Annotated in this window: 14 protein-coding genes and 1 tRNA gene; 5 read left to right on the forward strand and 10 right to left on the reverse strand. The window is 57.6% G+C overall.

Annotation, left to right across the window (positions count from 1 at the left end; genetic code table 11):
- Nucleotides 1–158 precede the first annotated feature (158 nt).
- The 5 genes from RTS12_RS16110 to RTS12_RS16130 form a co-directional block, all read right to left on the reverse strand.
- Entirely contained in the window at nucleotides 159–482 is a 324-nt protein-coding gene (locus RTS12_RS16110; protein ID WP_312530323.1) for a 2Fe-2S iron-sulfur cluster-binding protein, read from the reverse strand.
- 93 nt (nucleotides 483–575) lie between these two features.
- Nucleotides 576–1,805 (reverse strand): beta-ketoacyl-[acyl-carrier-protein] synthase family protein, encoded by a 1,230-nt coding sequence (locus RTS12_RS16115; RefSeq protein ID WP_409455698.1) that lies wholly within the window; start codon nucleotides 1,803–1,805, stop codon nucleotides 576–578.
- Nucleotides 1,806–1,897: 92 nt separating this feature from the next.
- Nucleotides 1,898–2,161: an acyl carrier protein gene (locus RTS12_RS16120; RefSeq protein ID WP_312530325.1), complete on the reverse strand. Its 264-nt coding sequence runs from the start codon at nucleotides 2,159–2,161 to the stop codon at nucleotides 1,898–1,900.
- A gap of 12 nt (nucleotides 2,162–2,173) precedes the next feature.
- A complete protein-coding gene (locus tag RTS12_RS16125) occupies nucleotides 2,174–3,259 on the reverse strand; it encodes a UDP-3-O-(3-hydroxymyristoyl)glucosamine N-acyltransferase (protein ID WP_312530326.1) in 1,086 nt (361 codons plus the stop codon).
- 27 nt (nucleotides 3,260–3,286) lie between these two features.
- Nucleotides 3,287–4,918, reverse strand: coding sequence for a L,D-transpeptidase family protein (locus RTS12_RS16130; protein WP_312530328.1), 1,632 nt, complete (start codon nucleotides 4,916–4,918; stop codon nucleotides 3,287–3,289).
- A gap of 336 nt (nucleotides 4,919–5,254) precedes the next feature.
- Between RTS12_RS16130 and RTS12_RS16135 the strand changes: the two genes are divergently transcribed.
- Nucleotides 5,255–5,815, forward strand: a complete 561-nt coding sequence (locus tag RTS12_RS16135) for a DUF882 domain-containing protein (RefSeq protein ID WP_312530330.1) — start codon at nucleotides 5,255–5,257, stop codon at nucleotides 5,813–5,815.
- A gap of 82 nt (nucleotides 5,816–5,897) precedes the next feature.
- Here RTS12_RS16135 and RTS12_RS16140 read toward each other — a convergent pair whose 3' ends face one another.
- Both RTS12_RS16140 and RTS12_RS16145 read right to left on the reverse strand, forming a co-directional pair.
- Nucleotides 5,898–6,671 carry an SseB family protein gene (locus RTS12_RS16140; RefSeq protein WP_312530332.1) on the reverse strand — a complete coding sequence of 258 codons (774 nt, stop codon included), beginning with the start codon at nucleotides 6,669–6,671 and terminating at the stop codon, nucleotides 5,898–5,900.
- Nucleotides 6,668–7,252 (reverse strand): uracil-DNA glycosylase family protein, encoded by a 585-nt coding sequence (locus RTS12_RS16145; RefSeq protein WP_312530347.1) that lies wholly within the window; start codon nucleotides 7,250–7,252, stop codon nucleotides 6,668–6,670. Before RTS12_RS16145 ends, RTS12_RS16140 begins: the two co-directional genes overlap by 4 nt.
- Nucleotides 7,253–7,459: 207 nt before the next feature.
- On the opposite strand from RTS12_RS16145, the gene RTS12_RS16150 reads away from it, so the two are divergent.
- Genes RTS12_RS16150 through kdsA form a run of 3 tightly spaced genes read left to right on the forward strand, consistent with a single transcriptional unit; the run spans nucleotide 7,460 to nucleotide 10,672 of the window.
- Nucleotides 7,460–8,113 carry an ATP-binding cassette domain-containing protein gene (locus RTS12_RS16150; protein WP_312530334.1) on the forward strand — a complete coding sequence of 218 codons (654 nt, stop codon included), beginning with the start codon at nucleotides 7,460–7,462 and terminating at the stop codon, nucleotides 8,111–8,113.
- The gene (locus RTS12_RS16155) at nucleotides 8,097–9,839 is read left to right on the forward strand and encodes a capsule biosynthesis protein (RefSeq protein ID WP_312530336.1); all 1,743 of its coding nucleotides are present in this window, start codon (nucleotides 8,097–8,099) and stop codon (nucleotides 9,837–9,839) included. The genes RTS12_RS16150 and RTS12_RS16155 overlap by 17 nt, the downstream gene beginning before the upstream one ends.
- Nucleotides 9,839–10,672, forward strand: coding sequence for a 3-deoxy-8-phosphooctulonate synthase (gene kdsA, locus RTS12_RS16160; RefSeq protein WP_312530338.1), 834 nt, complete (start codon nucleotides 9,839–9,841; stop codon nucleotides 10,670–10,672). The genes RTS12_RS16155 and kdsA overlap by 1 nt, the downstream gene beginning before the upstream one ends.
- Here kdsA and RTS12_RS16165 read toward each other — a convergent pair whose 3' ends face one another.
- A complete protein-coding gene (locus tag RTS12_RS16165; RefSeq protein ID WP_312530340.1) occupies nucleotides 10,673–11,869 on the reverse strand; it encodes an NAD(P)/FAD-dependent oxidoreductase in 1,197 nt (398 codons plus the stop codon).
- Nucleotides 11,870–11,965: 96 nt separating this feature from the next.
- Here RTS12_RS16165 and RTS12_RS16170 point away from each other — a divergent pair.
- Nucleotides 11,966–12,040, forward strand: a tRNA-Gln gene (locus RTS12_RS16170).
- Nucleotides 12,041–12,370: 330 nt separating this feature from the next.
- On the opposite strand, the gene RTS12_RS16175 is transcribed toward RTS12_RS16170, so the two are convergent.
- Nucleotides 12,371–13,276 (reverse strand): GIY-YIG nuclease family protein, encoded by a 906-nt coding sequence (locus tag RTS12_RS16175; RefSeq protein WP_312530341.1) that lies wholly within the window; start codon nucleotides 13,274–13,276, stop codon nucleotides 12,371–12,373.
- A gap of 206 nt (nucleotides 13,277–13,482) precedes the next feature.
- A complete protein-coding gene (locus RTS12_RS16180) occupies nucleotides 13,483–14,964 on the reverse strand; it encodes a hypothetical protein (protein ID WP_312530343.1) in 1,482 nt (493 codons plus the stop codon).
- Nucleotides 14,965–15,063: the final 99 nt, after the last annotated feature.

A 15,063-nucleotide genomic window follows, 5' to 3' on the forward strand; every position in this document is an offset into this window, starting at 1 on the left:
TGACAGGGCAATAACGATAAGGGCCGCCCATTTGTTCCGTCCGACGGGCCGAGAAATGCCGCAACGCTTTCGGCGGAATGAACCAAGGGGCAAAAGATCAGCCCCGCGCAGCTCAATAAGCTGGCGGGGCTAAGGTTCAGTCAACTGAACTCAATCAATCAGATCTGACGCTCGGGCAGTTGCACGACCAGGCCGTCAAGCGCTTCGGTCACTTTCAGCTGGCAGGTCAAGCGCGAGCGCAGCGGATCGGGCTGGAAGGCGAAATCCAGCATATCCTCTTCCATCGGCTCTTTCTCGGGCAGCTTCTCGACCCAGGCGGGATCGACATAGACATGGCAGGTCGAGCAGGCGCAAGCGCCGCCGCAATCCGCATCAATGCCCGGGATGCCGTTGTCGCGCGCGCCTTCCATCACCGTCATGCCAGGCTTGACGTCGACTTCGTGGGTTGTGCCGTTGTGCTCGATATAAGTAATCTTCGCCATGGTCATTTCCTTCAAAGACCTGACGCAAATAGGGGATCACGGGTCGAATGGAAAGACCTATCCGTCCCGTTTTGCCGCCCTTTCGCGCCGCATTTAAGCCCGTCGCAGCGCCAGAACTGCATTCAGGCCGCCAAAGGCAAAAGCATTGCTTAAAACAGCGTCCACCTTTGCTTCTCGGGCCTGATTGGGAACGATATCCAACGCGCATTCCGGATCGGGCTCTTCATAGCCGATGGTCGGCGCGATCACCCCATCCTTCAGTGCCATCAGGCAGGCCAAAAGCTCGACCGCGCCCGTTCCCCCGATCAAATGCCCGTGCATCGATTTCGTCGAGGACATCATCAACCGATCCGCATGCGGGCCAAAGGCCTTGGCGACGGCGGCACATTCGGTCTTGTCATTGGCAGCGGTTCCCGTGCCATGGGCATTGATATAGCCGATGTCTTCGGGATTCAGGCCCGCATCCAGCATTGCGCCCGAAATGGCGCGTTGTGCCCCGATCGCCGAAGGCATCACGATGTCTTGTGCATCCGACGTCATGGCAAAGCCAACGACCTCGGCCAGAATATCGGCGCCACGCGCCACGGCATGATCCCAGTCCTCAAAGACAAAGACTCCCGCGCCCTCGCCCTGCACCATGCCATTGCGCGTTGCCGAAAACGGACGGCAGGCATCCTTGGACATCACGCGCAGACCTTCCCAGGCCTTGACGCCACCAAAGCACAGCATCGATTCCGAACCGCCGGTCAGCATCACAGTCGCCGAGCCAGAGCGGATCATATTGAAGGCCAGCCCCATTGCATGGTTCGAGCTGGCGCAGGCGGTGGCCACCGTAAAGCTGGGACCAAGCAGGCCGTATTCCATGCTGACATGCGAGGCTGCGGCATTGTTCATCAACTTGGGCACGACGAAGGGATGGACGCGGTTTTTGCCTTCCTCATAGACGGTGCGGTAGTTTTCATCCCAGGTGTTCACCCCACCCGCCGCAGTGCCCAGCACCACGCCCGAGGTCAGGCCCAATTCCCCGTCAAAGACCAACCCGGATTGCTCGACCGCCTGACGCGCCGCCAAAAGCGTGAACTGCGTGAATTTGTCGTAAAGCACGATCTGTTGGCGGTTGAAGTGCTGCTCGGGCTGCCAATTGCGAACCTGACCGCCGATGCGCACGGTCAAGCGCTCGACATCACGGAAATCAAGCGCACCGATGCCGCAGCGCCCCTCGCGCATGGCCTCGAATGTCGCAGCAACATCGCGACCCAAGGCATTCACGGTCCCTGCCCCGGTAATGGCCACACGGCGCTGACACGAGGTCACCTTGCCCATGATCGCACGCCCGATCATGACGCGGGCGAATTTGGTCGCTTTCTTGACCTTGCCCGGTTTGCGCCCTTTGTCGAGCTTGGACTTCTTCGGGCTCATCCCTTATCGGCCACAAGCTTTTCGACTGCGGCCAGGATCGAGCCCATGGTCGAAATGTCGAATTCGGATTTCTCGGGCTCGTTGGCATTGAAGGGGATGGTGATGTCAAAGGCCTCTTCGATGGCGAAAATCGCCTCGACCAGGCCAAGGCTGTCAATGCCTTGCTCTTGCGGCGAGCCGGCTAGGTCGATCTGATCCGGCTCTAGCATCGCCTGTTCGGCAATGATGGCAAGAATTCGGTCGCGGACGTCTGCGGTCATATTGGCCTCCATTCAGCCCTTATCGAGCATGTTTTTAACAGTTTCCTGAAGCTTCGCCACTTGCGCGTAAAGCCGGGGCAACCGTCGGATGTTTTTTTGTGCTTCGATATGGGTTTCTATTTTCACAGCAGGGCTGCCCAAAATGACCCTCCCCGCTGGAACGTTGGTATAAATGTCCGTTCCGCCCCCGGCAATAACGTCGTCACCGATGAAAATATTGTCCGAGACGCCGACTTTTCCGCCCAAAACCACGCGATTTCCGATCCGGGTCGAGCCTGCAACCCCAGATTGACCCGCAAACAGACAGTCATCACCGATCTGACAATTGTGTCCAATGTGGACCATATTGTCGATTTTACAGCCATTCCCGATCCGGGTTGCGCGAATCGTCCCGCGATCGATCGAGGCGTTGGCCCCCATCTCGAAATCATCCCCGATTTCGACGCCCCCCAAGGAATGGATGCGGGTCCAGTGCTGGGCGCGAATCTCGGCGCGCTGGCCCAGATTCTGGCGGATCTCTTCGACGCCCGAGGCCTCGGGGGTAACAAATGAGAACCCGTCCGAGCCGATGACCGCATTGGGATGAAAAATCGCACGATCGCCGATCCGAACCCGATGTGCGATCCTGACACCTGAATGGATCAGCACATCCGCACCGATCACGGCAAAATCGCCAATCGAGGCATGGGCATGGATGCGCGCCCCGGCCCCGATCCGCACCCCTTCGCCGATCACGACAAAGGGGCCGATGGCGGCATCTGCGCCGATTTCTGCGCTGGGATCGATGACCGCGCTGGGATGAATTCCCAAAGCAGGCCCCTTGGCCGGGTCAAAGCTGCGCGTCAGTCCGGCCATGGCCAAGCGCGGGCGCGAGACCAGAACAGCGGCCTTTTGGCCGTAGGTTGCCGGATCTGTCCCCTCGGCCAAAAGCGCGACGCCGCCGGGTTTAAGTTTGTCCAGATAGGCTGGTGCGGTGGCCATGGCCAGTTGATTGGCCTCGGCATCAGCAGGCTCTGCCGCGCCGATGACTTCGATCGAGCCGTCTCCCCAAAGCCGGCCATCCAATGCCCGAGCCAGATCCGCGATGGTCAATGTCATGTCGCAACCCCCGTGTTTATACGGGATTTACTCGGGCGAGCTGAAACTTTCCAGTCCGGCACGCATCAGCGCCGCATAGACCAGCTCATCGCGGTCATAGACATCGGGGTAAGAGCGGATTTTTCCGCTCTGATCCGGAAAAGTCGTGAAGTAGACCAGATGGACCGGAACATTCGGCTTAAGCGCAAGCCAGGTCTCTTTTTCGGTGTCCAATGCGCGCTGGAACATGGCCTCGGGGGTCGAGGTCTGCGGCCGCAACAGCTCATATGCCAGGTCAAAGGGCTTACCGATGCGGATACAGCCGTGGGAATAAGCCCGCGTGGACTGGTTAAAGAGATGCTTGGTCGGGGTATCATGCAGATAGATATTCCAAGGGTTGGGGAAGATGAACTTCACCAGACCAAGGGCATTATCGTCGCTGGGTTTTTGACGCATACGATAGGGAAAGGTTTTTGCATTGTATTTGCCGAAATCGATCCGATCACGCGCGATCACATTCCCGTTTCCATCCACGATATCAAGATGAGAGACCGCGTTGCGGTTCTTTTGCAGGCGCGGCAAATATTCTTTGACCGTGATCGAGCGCGGCACGTTCCAGCGCGGATTGACTACCAGATATTCCATCTCATCGGAAAATTCCGGAGTTTTGAAATCCTCGGTGGATTTACCGATAACGGTGCGGGTCTGGAAGATTTCGGCACCGCCCTCCATGATGCGGGCGTTGTATTCGGGCAGATTGACCCAAACATGGCGCTGATTAAGGTCAATACCTGCCATCCAGCGCATCCGCTCTAGCGCGACCAGAATGCCATGATCGCCCGATGCGGCGCCCTTGTTCAGCCGCGCAACGGTCTTAGGCCCCGCCACACCATCGGCAGGCAGGCCGGCCCGTTCCTGAAAGCGCGCAACCTGTTCGGCAAGATGCGCATCGTACAGAGTTTCTGCCGTTTCGGGCTCGCCTGCGTCAAAACCGATGGCCGCCAGACGATTGCGCAACGCCGTGATCGCCTCGCTTTCCATGCCGGGTTTCCAAAGGCCTGACGGAACCTCGGGTGTGCCGGGCGGCGCGATCAGCTCTGCCTTGCCACCCAATGCCTTTTGCAGCGCCAGATAGCGCGGATCCTGTGGCTCGATCCCCAAAAGCAAGGCATCTGGGGCGGTCGACGTGGCATATTGTTGCAACAGATCCGCAGTATCCGGACGCAAGACGACGCGCTTGATGGTCGGGTCAATGCGCTGCGGGTCAAGAATGCCGCCGCCGACATCATGGCTCCAGCGGGCAAAGACCCGGGCGAATGTCAGTTCTGTATCCGGGCTATTGCCACCGTCCTGATCAAGCTGCTTGAGCCGCAAGGGTTCATAGCGCGCAGGCGGCAGGCCATGTTCGGCCGCACGTGCGATTGCCGTCATCAGGGCTTGGCGATGGACCTGCCCCTCGGTGCCGCTAAACACGGGTCTAAGTTCGTTTCGCCCGTAAAAATCCGCAAGACCGGGCTGACGTGCCACCGCACGAGCCAAAGCCATTTCGCGTTCAGTAAAGACCAGACGTGGGGCCGGTGAGGCTGCAACTGCTGCCGTCTCCAGAGCTTGCGCATGCGCGAATGCAGGCGACAAAACCGCCACTAGCGCCAACGAGGCGAGAATCACCCTGCCCTTCATACTGCCCATGTCCTCATATTCGTCTTTTTTGGCAGTCTAGCGCCTTTCACCATCCCGGTTCCATTGGGGCCAAGCGCCAAGTCACGCAAAATGGGCATTTTAACCACCCCAATGTGGTCAAAGAGCAACAGTCCTAATCAATCAACAACTTGCGAGGGGTCGAAACGGCAAAATCGGCAAAAATTCGCCGAAATGATTAACAACCGCTCCGGGCGGGAACGAACCCGGTTTCACTGGCGCGAAGTTGGTGACATATTCTTAGCAAGTTCCGGATAGAGCCGGGCTGCCACCCAGAATGAGTGGCAAATGCAAACGAAGCAGGACAGGCGATCTGACATGACGTTTGACACACTCTCCCGCCGCGGAATTCTGGGTGTATTCGCGGCCACGACCGTTGTAGCAGCGCCAGTTATGGCAAATGCCTTCGGTATTCTTCGGGGCGCTGGCGATATTCGCCGCATCAAGATGTATTCCGGCCGTACCGGCGAAAGCATCGACACCGTTTATTGGGTCGAGGGCAAATACATCCGTGACGCTTTGAATGAAATCAACGTGTTCATGCGCGATTGGCGCACGGGCCAAGCGATTGGCATCGACCCGCGCACGGTCGATGTGGCTGCAGCCTCGCACCGTCTTTTGCAGACCAATGAACCCTATATGATGCTCTCGGGTTATCGCTCGCCGAAAACCAATGCGATGCTGCGTTCGCAATCGTCCGGGGTCGCGCGCAACTCGCTACATATGGTTGGCAAGGCTGCGGATCTGCGGTTGAAATCGCGGTCGGTTGCTCAGATGACCCGTGCGGCACAATCGTGCAACGCTGGTGGTGTTGGCCGCTACTCGCGCTCGAATTTCGTCCATATGGATTGCGGGCCAGTTCGTCACTGGGGCGCCTAAGTCCCGCCCGAACAGAGGATCGCCGATCCCCGCTAAAACCCGCCCTTCGGCGGGTTTTGCTTTTTCTGGCGGCCCTTAGGGCTCAACGCAAACGCGGTGGCTTGGACAGATCGCGCAAAGGGGTCACATCCTGTTCATCCTGCCCACCCGCATCCGCGGGTGGCGTGGGCACCTCAAGTAAAAGTGCGCCCTGCGGCAGCTCCAGCTCGGCAAAACCAATATCGACGCCGCCCTCGATCGGGGGCAAGAATGCGAAAAATTCGGCAAAGGCCTTGGCAAGTGCCGCGCGCCGATCATCCTCGCACCCACGAAGCAACAGCAAATGACCGCGTCGGCCGTCGGGCCAGACCGCAGCGACCAAGGCCGCGCCGCTGGCCAAGCCGATCATATCGCCCAAACGCAGCGCCAACGGTTCCAAAAACAGCGCAACCGCCTCGGGGGTGGGTGCCGTCATCCACGAGGGGCGCAGATTCCCCCCCTCGGATGGGTCGATGGCCAGCGCCTGCCCCAGCCATTCCAATGCGCCAGCGTCCAAAAACATCTCGGAAAGCTGGCCCGGATTGACCAAAAGTGCAGCTTGTTCTTCGGCAAGCATGGCCGCCAGAACACGGCCAGGCATGGCGACATAGGCGGTTGCGCGGCCAAAGAAATCGGCGAGGCGATCTTCGGCATCGCAAGCAAGGGCTGCGCGCAAGCCAGACAGTTCGAAAATCTGCAATTCTGCGCGGTCATCACTTGGCTCTCGCGTCAGCGCGACGAAAAGCTCTGTATCGGCCAGACGTGAAAGGATTCGCGCCCGTCCGATTTCCGAAGCCTCATGAAAGGGAATCGGGCAAAGTTCATCCAGAACGGTCATGTTTCTTCTCTCAATATGCGGGCGATCTGGTCTTGTAATCGCGGCACCAGCTCTTGTTCGAACCACGGGTTGCGGCGCAACCAGCCGGTATTGCGCCAAGAGGGATGAGGCAAGGGCCAGTATTGCGGCGCAAAGTCACGCCAGTTGGCGACCGTCTGCGTGACATTTTTGGCACCAAGATGCCAGCGCTGCGCGTATCCACCGACCAGAATCGTCATTTTGGGCGCGATTTGTTCCATAGCCAAAGCGCGCCAGGTCTGGGCGCAAACCGACGGCGGGGGCAGATCATGGCCCTGACTGTCATAGCCCGGAAAGCAAAATGCCATCGGAACAATCGCGATCCGGCTGCGATCATAAAAGATATCGGACTCAATCCCCAGCCAGCGGCGAAGGCGATCTCCTGAACGATCAGCAAACGGTTTGCCGATCTGATGCACCTGCAGGCCCGGCGCCTGACCCGCAATCAAGATCGGTGCGGCTGCGTCAAACCAGACCACTGGCCGAGGGCTGTGATGGGTGGCCGTCGCGCTAAAGCGTGGGGCGCAAAGACGGCAGCGGGATATGTTTTCAGCAAGGCTCACCCCTTTAAGATAGGGCTGCTGCAAGGGTGGAAAAAGATGCCTGGCCTGTCGGATCTTCACATCTCGTGGGGCACTGTGGACAGTGCGGCGCATGACGCTTAAATTCCTCGTAAATTAAGGCCTTTCCCTACGCGGGCAGGCAGTTTAGCAGATGTGATCGGCCCTCGCGCCCGTTTGGGGGGCATGGGGCGGGTATGAGGCAATTTTATGCTCGAGTTTGATAACGTTTCCAAATCCTTCTGGACTGGAACCCAGCGCAAGGTGATCCTTGATCAGGCCTCTTTCCGGATCGAACCCGGAAACTCGCTTGGCATCCTGGCGCCCAACGGCACCGGCAAAACCACGCTGATCAACATGATGTGCGGACTTGAGCAGCCCGACGAAGGCATCATCCGGCGGGAATGTCGTATTTCGTTTCCCCTTGGCTTCATGGGCGGGGTCATTCCGCGCCATAGTGCCAATGAAAATGCGCGCTTCATTGCACGGATCTATGGGCTCGACCCAGATTATGTCGAGGCTTTCTGCCGCTGGATGTCCGATATTGGCGAATATTTTGACATGCCTGTCGGAACCTATAGTTCTGGCATGCGCTCTCGTTTCACCTTCTCGCTGTTGCTGGCGCTGGAGTTCGATATTTACCTGATCGATGAAGCCATGCCCCAGACCACGGATGTCGAGTTCAACAGGCGCGCGGGGGCGGTACTTTTTGATCGTCTCAAGACATCGACCGTGGTAATCGTCTCGCATCAGGCATCAACGCTCGAAAAATTCTGCCGTTCAGCCGCGGTCTTGCGCGATGGACGGCTTTATATGTTTGAAACCCTCGATGAGGCGAAGCAATATTATGACTACACCGCCTAAGGCCCGTCTTTTCCGTGTCAGCCGCTCTGAATCGGCAGTGGCCCAGGCGCGCGGCGCGGCAGGCGAGCGTGTGATCAAGGTCGAAGTTCATAAGCAAAGCACAGCGACGAACCCGGATGAATTGTTCAATCCCGGGCAGCAAGATGACGGCTTTGGCGATATGAAGTTCGGCCAGGCCGCCAATGGGCCGACCGCTGGGACACCCGCAGGCGCGCCAGGCGACAGCGCGGTGGGCGAAAACAGCATGGCTGCACGCATCGCCGCCGTTCGCGGTGAAAATCTGACCGGGCGCCAGTTGCGCATGGCCCGGCGTATCGCCGGCATGAACGACATCCAGGTGGAATCGGATTTTGAGGCCGTTGTGATCTTGCGCGATCGCGGCATTGATCCGTTCCACCGCACCGAAGTCGGCAATATCTTGTCAAGCGAAGGTGCCAAAGTTCAGGCCAAGCCCCCTGCTCAACCCGCGCCAGGCAAGGCGGTCGCGCTTAAGGCCAATCAGCCTTTGCCCTCGCGCATGCCACGCGAAAAACAGAACACCCCGGCACTTCCCTCGCGCGAGGCGTTGACCGAAGATCGCCGGGCGGCAGAAATTTACCGCATCCAGCGCGATATTGCCAAGCGCCGTCGCCGCCGGATGATCATGCTCGCAGGGCGCCTTTTTGCCTTTGTCGCGCTGCCCACTTTGCTGGCTGCCTATTACTATTTTGTCGTGGCAACGCCACTTTATGGCACCCATTCGCAATTTCTGATCCAACAGGCGGAAAAATCCAGCTCTGGTGGTCTGGGCAGCCTTTTTGGCGGCACGCAGCTGGCGACAAACACGGATTCGGTCTCGGTGCAAAGCTATCTGACATCTCGCGATGCCATGATGCGCTTGGATAAGGACCTGGGGTTCAAAAAAGCCTTTCAGGACGCATCCATCGACCCGATCCAACGCCTTCCCGCGGATGCGACCAATGAGCAGACCTATAAAGTTTATAAAAACTCGGTAAAGATCGGCTATGATCCAACCGAAGGCGTGATCAATATGGAGGTGATTGCCCCCGATCCCAAGCTGAGCCTGGAATTCTCGACAGCGCTGATTGCCTATGCCGAAGGCCAGGTCGATCAGATGACGACACGGCTTCGCTCGGACCAGATGAAGGGTGCGGCCGAAAGCTATCAGGATGCCGAGGCAAAAGTGCAGGCTGCACAGCTGCGCGTGCTTGAACTTCAGCAAAAGCTGGGTGTTCTTGATCCAGTCGCCGAAGGCACTGTTGTGATGAACCAGGTCGCCGAACTTGAGCGGCAATTGAATGCCAAGAAGCTGGAACTGGGCCAGCTTCAAGCCAACAGCACCCCGAACCGCAGCCGGGTTCAGGGCGTCAAAGGTGATATTACACGTCTTGAAGGCCTGCTTGAGCAAACCCGCGCCCGCCTGACCGAAGACAATGCCTCGCGCGGGTCGCTGGCCGCGATCTCGGGCGAGATCCGCATTGCCGAATCCGACCTTTTGACGCGCCAAGGCCTGCTATCGGCTGCCGCAGCGCAAATGGAAACTGCCCGGATCGAGGCCAACAAGCAGGTGCGCTATCTGTCGCTGTCTGTCGCCCCGGTTCCGCCCGATCAGGCCAGCTATCCCAAGGCTTTCCAGAACACGATCGTGGCTTTTCTGATTTTCTCGGGCATCTATCTGATGCTGTCTTTGACCGCCTCGATCCTACGTGAACAGGTATCCTCATGATGAAACATGTCACCGCCGGCAACGTCACTTTTGGCAATGATCTGCCGCTTTGCCTGATCGCTGGCCCTTGCCAGCTTGAGACCTTAGATCATGCCTTGATGATCGCTCAAACCTTGGCCGAAGCTTGCGCGGCGGCGGGCACGGGCTTTGTGTTCAAGGCCAGCTACGACAAGGCCAACCGCACCTCTCTGAAAGGAAGGCGCGGGGTTGGTATGCATGAAGGGCTGGAAATGCTAAGCAAGGTCCGCGATCGGATCGGCTGCCCGGTCCTGACCGATGTCCATGATATTGCACAGGCTCAAGCCGCAGGTGCCGTCGTCGACATCATTCAGATCCCGGCATTTCTGAGCCGTCAGACGGACCTGCTGCTCGCGGCGGGCGAGACCGGCGCAGTGGTCAATATCAAAAAGGGCCAATTTCTGGCACCTTGGGATATGCCCAATGTCGCCGACAAGGTCGCCTCGACGGGCAATGACAAGATCATGCTGACCGAGCGTGGCGCGAGTTTTGGCTATAACACGCTGGTTGCCGATATGCGCAGCCTGCCGATCATGTCTCGCACCGGCTATCCCGTAATCATGGATGCGACCCATTCGGTGCAACAGCCGGGCGGTCAGGGCGGATCGTCAGGGGGACAGCGTGAATTTGCGCCCGTCATGGCGCGTGCGGCGGTGGCTTTGGGCGTCGCTGGGGTCTTCATCGAGACCCACCAAGATCCGGACAATGCCCCCTCGGACGGGCCCAATATGATTCACCTTGAAAAGATGCCGGAGCTGATCCGCTCGCTGATGCGCTTTGATCAGCTTGCGAAATCAGATCCGGTCATGGGCTGATCACCGCGATAAAATGGCTCGGGCAGCAGCTTCGGCTGAGGCCCAGGCCCATTGGAAATTATAGCCGCCCAACCATCCCGTGACATCGACGACCTCGCCGATGAAATACAGTCCGGGCTGGCGGCGGCTTTCCATACTGCGGGCATCCAGCTCGCGCGTGTCGACCCCGCCGACGGTGACTTCGGCAGTGCGCCATCCCTCCGAGCCGACCGGACGCAAGCGCCAAGCATTGACCCGTGCCGCAATTCGGTCCAACTGCGAATTGGCCTGATCGGCCAGCCTTGCACCGGCAAATCCCAATTCCGCGGTAATCGCATCCGCCAATCGCGACGGCAAAGCCGCCCCAAGCGCGGTCGACACCTGCACGCGCCCGGCGCCGCTGCGGGCCTCGCGTAGAATTTTTGCAATGTCTTGCCCGGGTGCCAGATCAACCCGGATTTCATCACCCGGCTGCCAGAAGCTGGAAATCTGCAAGATCGCCGGGCCGGAAAGGCCGCGATGGGTGAACAAAAGCGCATCGGCAAAGCGGGTTTGCGCCTTGCCTTCGCCGTGCTGCGTGGTCGCGGCCAGCGATACGCCCGCCAAAGGCTGGCACAGTCCCAGATCCTGTTCAGCAAATGTCAGCGGCACAAGGCCCGCGCGCGGCGTGATCATCCCATGCCCAAAGCTTTGCGCGATCTCATAGCCGATGCCCGTCGCACCCATTTTGGGGATCGAGCGACCGCCAGTGGCCACGACGACCTCTTGTGCCGCGATCGGGCCGCGACTGGTTTCGACCACGAAGCCGCTGGCCGCCGCGCGAACCGAAAGCACCGCGACATTCAGCCGCAAATCAACGCCCTGCATCCGCTCCAAGAGCAGGGCAACGATTTGCTTGGCACTGCCGTCGCAAAACAATTGCCCCAAAGTTTTCTCGTGCCAGGCGATTCCGGCCCGATCAATCAGATCAACAAAGTCTTTCGGCCGATAGCCCGCCAGTGCCGAGGCCGCAAATCGCGGATTGGCGGATAAAAAGCGATCATAGCTGGTAGCAAGGTTGGTGAAGTTGCACCTTCCTCCACCTGATATTCGAATTTTCTCGCCCGCTTTTGCCGCGTGATCAAGCAAGATGACCTGCTTGCCTGACCCCGCGAGCGAGCCCGCACAAAAGAGCCCGGCGGCGCCTGCTCCAAGAATGACTGTATTTACGCTTTCCATGGCAGGCGCATATCGGGCTGTCGCAACTTCGACAAGATTTTTCGAGGAATGGGCTTGCGGCCCTTCACGACCTTGGCTAGATACTGCCGCAGAAGTTGGGGCGTGGCCAAGTGGTAAGGCATCGGTTTTTGGTACCGTGTACCGTAGGTTCGAATCCTACCGCCCCAGCCAATTTTATCTGAAATGATCAGCGAAAACGACGGTAGCCAACCTGTCTCCTTTCCTGCAGCCTCTGACGTTCGCGATGCGTGTCAGTTTACGCTCGGCATAGCGTCCGCTTCCCATCCCTGTTGCAACGGCTGAGTAACATAGCTGTCACCTAGTCAGCCTTGCTCCACTCCCTCACAGTACTTCGAGGTGGGAAGCACGGATGCCCCACATACTGCCCCACCATCATGACATTCGCTGACGTGCAATGCCCCACTTATGCCCCACCTGTTTGACAGTATGAGGGACAGGGTCACGGCACTGCCTTGATCGGCCCGAAACAAAGCTCAGCCACTAAAGCTGGTAGGTAGCTGTTTGCTCGAGCCGCTTGGCCTCCCACTCACCGTACTGTTGAGTCGTGCCCTCCAAAAGCCAACTTTTAGGACCTGAAGCAGGCCGCCCGGCAACCACAGCGGCAGCTGCGCTCGCACTCGAGAACCCGTAACTTTGTGTAAAGATTGCATGTGCTCCGTTGTCGTGCAGGATACCTTGATCCAACAACTCCTGATGCAAAGCCATATATGTTGAATGCACCGCCCCTTCCCACTTTCGCCTAGCAAGTGATCCGGCCTCAACGACAAAGTCACCATCATCAATGTGTGCCCGAGCTTTAATCCCATTCTTCATCACCTCGAAAGTGAAGTGCACGGCCTGAACGGTCTGGGAAATCGCCTGCGAGGGAATGGGCTTTGTGTTCTGGGTGAAAAAGTCAAAGCGAAGAGCAGGAAGAACCAGGAACATGTTCTCCAGGAAATCATCCATGTGCGCGCGAGCGGCATCACTGAGTTTGCTTTCCGTCGGAGTCTGAGAGTTTTCTAGTGCGACCTTTCCCACGTCAGCGGCCCGCATGTAAAGTCGGTGTTCGAGGTAGCGCGCGTGTGCCTTATTTAATGGCTCTCCCGATGATGATACAAGGATCGCAGTCTCCCACCAGTCCTTTGAGGCGGCGTGCTGCTTGGTCCGAGCCCTCAGCTCATCGGTTTCGCCAATGTAAAGGGTCGGCTTCCCATCTTTATCTCCAACTAAAAGATAGACGCCCGGGCGAAGAACTTCCTCACGATCGAGAGCTTCCTTCAACTGGATGCGACGCGTGACGAGGACATGTCCTGACCATTGAAACGGTATCGTTGCAGTGACCATTCCGTCGGGTGTGCCATCGACAAAGAACAGCTCAATCGAGCGCCCGCGCTTATTGTACATATTGTAACATCTCTAAGGTATGAACGCTCACTTAATAGACGTACGATGGGGATGTGAAGCCGTTCCGTTGCTTCATCCAGGCCAAGACCGCTCCGTAAGGCAAGAACAGCTCCGACCCCCTGCATAACCCATTGATACGTATAAGTATGAGGAAGAACAGGGAAGAGATATACTGTATTGAGTATCCCCCTCCCCACCTCTCTTCTCTATAAGGAAAACCTGAAGGAACGAACCTCCTTGCCTGTAGTCTCCTCCCACTCGCTTAGCCTTTGAAGGTAACCCTGTTCCCGAGGGGTTTCGCGCCAAGCTTCGAAGTCAAGCTGAACCTCAGGTAGCTCATGTTGCCACTCATCTAGCCCACGATACTGGGTCTCAAGTGGAATAACCCGACCTACTAGTTCATTGGCAGCCTGCTCCATCGCCTGATGTACAAGCTTGGTATGGGTATAGGGGACAATAACACTATCATGTACAGTCAGGATGGGAAGGCTCATAGCTGTGCACTGGTCGATCACCCGCCCCAAGATCTGTGAATCTGTAAACATCAAGCCAATGCCTTTATCGGCGGATAGGGTGTCCTCTAGAAAAGGAAGCCGTTCGGTCAAGGCCGTCAAAACTTTCTCCAGAGCCTTGTTCTTCAGCTTCTTTGCCGGATGCCCTACCGAAAGGCTGTCCCGGAAGGCTGAGCAAGTGGCGTTCAGGTTCCGTGCATTCAGTGCAGTCAAAACCAGCAGCTTTACAAGCTTCCGCTGTTCGGCAGCCTCAATCCCAGGGAACTGTCCCTCTGGCAGCGCATAAGGATCAGGGGGTAACTCAACTCCTTTTTGTGCTGCAAGTATCTGGATATGCATAGCCTTGAAGTCGATCTCGACAGTCGGAGTGTCGTTGATGAATATCTGTGATCGAAGCCCGCTATTGAGCCCTTGCCACCATGGTCCGTAGAACCGCCCGTTCAGCTCCCACGACCCACGGCTAAATATCCGTCTGATATGCTGGTGACGCGGTCCGATAGAGATTCGACGTTCCCGTCCCTTGCTATCCCATGTCGTCACCCAGGGCTCTTCCAAGGTCGGAATGTCAATGAATGTCTGTGCTAACAGGTCATTGTAAGCCGTTAATTCCTGCCTCATTCGGTTGGTAGCGTCGGTATCTTGATACTCGATGACTTTACTGGCTTCCCCAAGCCCCTCCTTCAGGACGATGCATTCCGCTGGGATTGACCAAATCGCTCGGTGGTCCACATCCAGTAACTCGAATCGCTTCTGGAGCTCCCAGCTAGCCTGAATCCGACCTGTCCGATTCCCCTTAGCTCCAGGGGCAGCGTAACTTCCAGCCGATACTCGTACCAATCGAGCAGCCTGTAACTGCTTGACTAACACTATAAAGTGCTTGGAAAGCCCCAGTGGATTGTACCGCGATCGGCTATCCCAAGCCCCCTGCGAGAAATTCATGCCGAGGCACAGGTTAAAGTCCTCATGCCATGCCAAATAAAGCTCAGTCACAAGGACCCGAAGCTGTTCGACGTAGGATCGCTTAGGCTTCTTGCCACCCTTCTGCTTTTCCGCTTCACCCGCAGCAAGGTACTCATCCCAAATTTTCTGGGTCAAACCAACCAAATCAGGATCTTCGGTCCAGATCGCGGTGTTCAGAGGGCGAGAAAAGTCGGTATCGAAGATAGCTCCTGCCATTCGATAACGCCCTTATTCTCCTGTAGCTGTTGTTGCATTCTGTCCCCGTTCGAGTCTTTGTCATGATATTTGGCTCCTCGATGAAAAAAGAAAAGTAGG

Source organism: Paracoccus sp. (in: a-proteobacteria) (assembly GCF_032007265.1).
Lineage (GTDB): Bacteria > Pseudomonadota > Alphaproteobacteria > Rhodobacterales > Rhodobacteraceae > Paracoccus.

Bases quoted from the DNA above. Each gene is read 5' to 3' on its own strand.
- RTS12_RS16110 (WP_312530323.1), bottom strand. From the start codon at position 482: ATGGCGAAGATTACTTATATCGAGCACAACGGCACAACCCACGAAGTC.
- RTS12_RS16115 (WP_409455698.1), bottom strand. From the start codon at position 1,805: ATGGGCAAGGTGACCTCGTGTCAGCGCCGTGTGGCCATTACCGGGGCA.
- RTS12_RS16120 (WP_312530325.1), bottom strand. From the start codon at position 2,161: ATGACCGCAGACGTCCGCGACCGAATTCTTGCCATCATTGCCGAACAG.
- RTS12_RS16125 (WP_312530326.1), bottom strand. From the start codon at position 3,259: ATGACATTGACCATCGCGGATCTGGCTCGGGCATTGGATGGCCGGCTT.
- RTS12_RS16130 (WP_312530328.1), bottom strand. From the start codon at position 4,918: ATGAAGGGCAGGGTGATTCTCGCCTCGTTGGCGCTAGTGGCGGTTTTG.
- RTS12_RS16135 (WP_312530330.1), top strand. From the start codon at position 5,255: ATGACGTTTGACACACTCTCCCGCCGCGGAATTCTGGGTGTATTCGCG.
- RTS12_RS16140 (WP_312530332.1), bottom strand. From the start codon at position 6,671: ATGACCGTTCTGGATGAACTTTGCCCGATTCCCTTTCATGAGGCTTCG.
- RTS12_RS16150 (WP_312530334.1), top strand. From the start codon at position 7,460: ATGCTCGAGTTTGATAACGTTTCCAAATCCTTCTGGACTGGAACCCAG.
- RTS12_RS16155 (WP_312530336.1), top strand. From the start codon at position 8,097: ATGACTACACCGCCTAAGGCCCGTCTTTTCCGTGTCAGCCGCTCTGAA.
- kdsA (WP_312530338.1), top strand. From the start codon at position 9,839: ATGAAACATGTCACCGCCGGCAACGTCACTTTTGGCAATGATCTGCCG.
- RTS12_RS16165 (WP_312530340.1), bottom strand. From the start codon at position 11,869: ATGGAAAGCGTAAATACAGTCATTCTTGGAGCAGGCGCCGCCGGGCTC.
- RTS12_RS16175 (WP_312530341.1), bottom strand. From the start codon at position 13,276: ATGTACAATAAGCGCGGGCGCTCGATTGAGCTGTTCTTTGTCGATGGC.
- RTS12_RS16180 (WP_312530343.1), bottom strand. From the start codon at position 14,964: ATGGCAGGAGCTATCTTCGATACCGACTTTTCTCGCCCTCTGAACACC.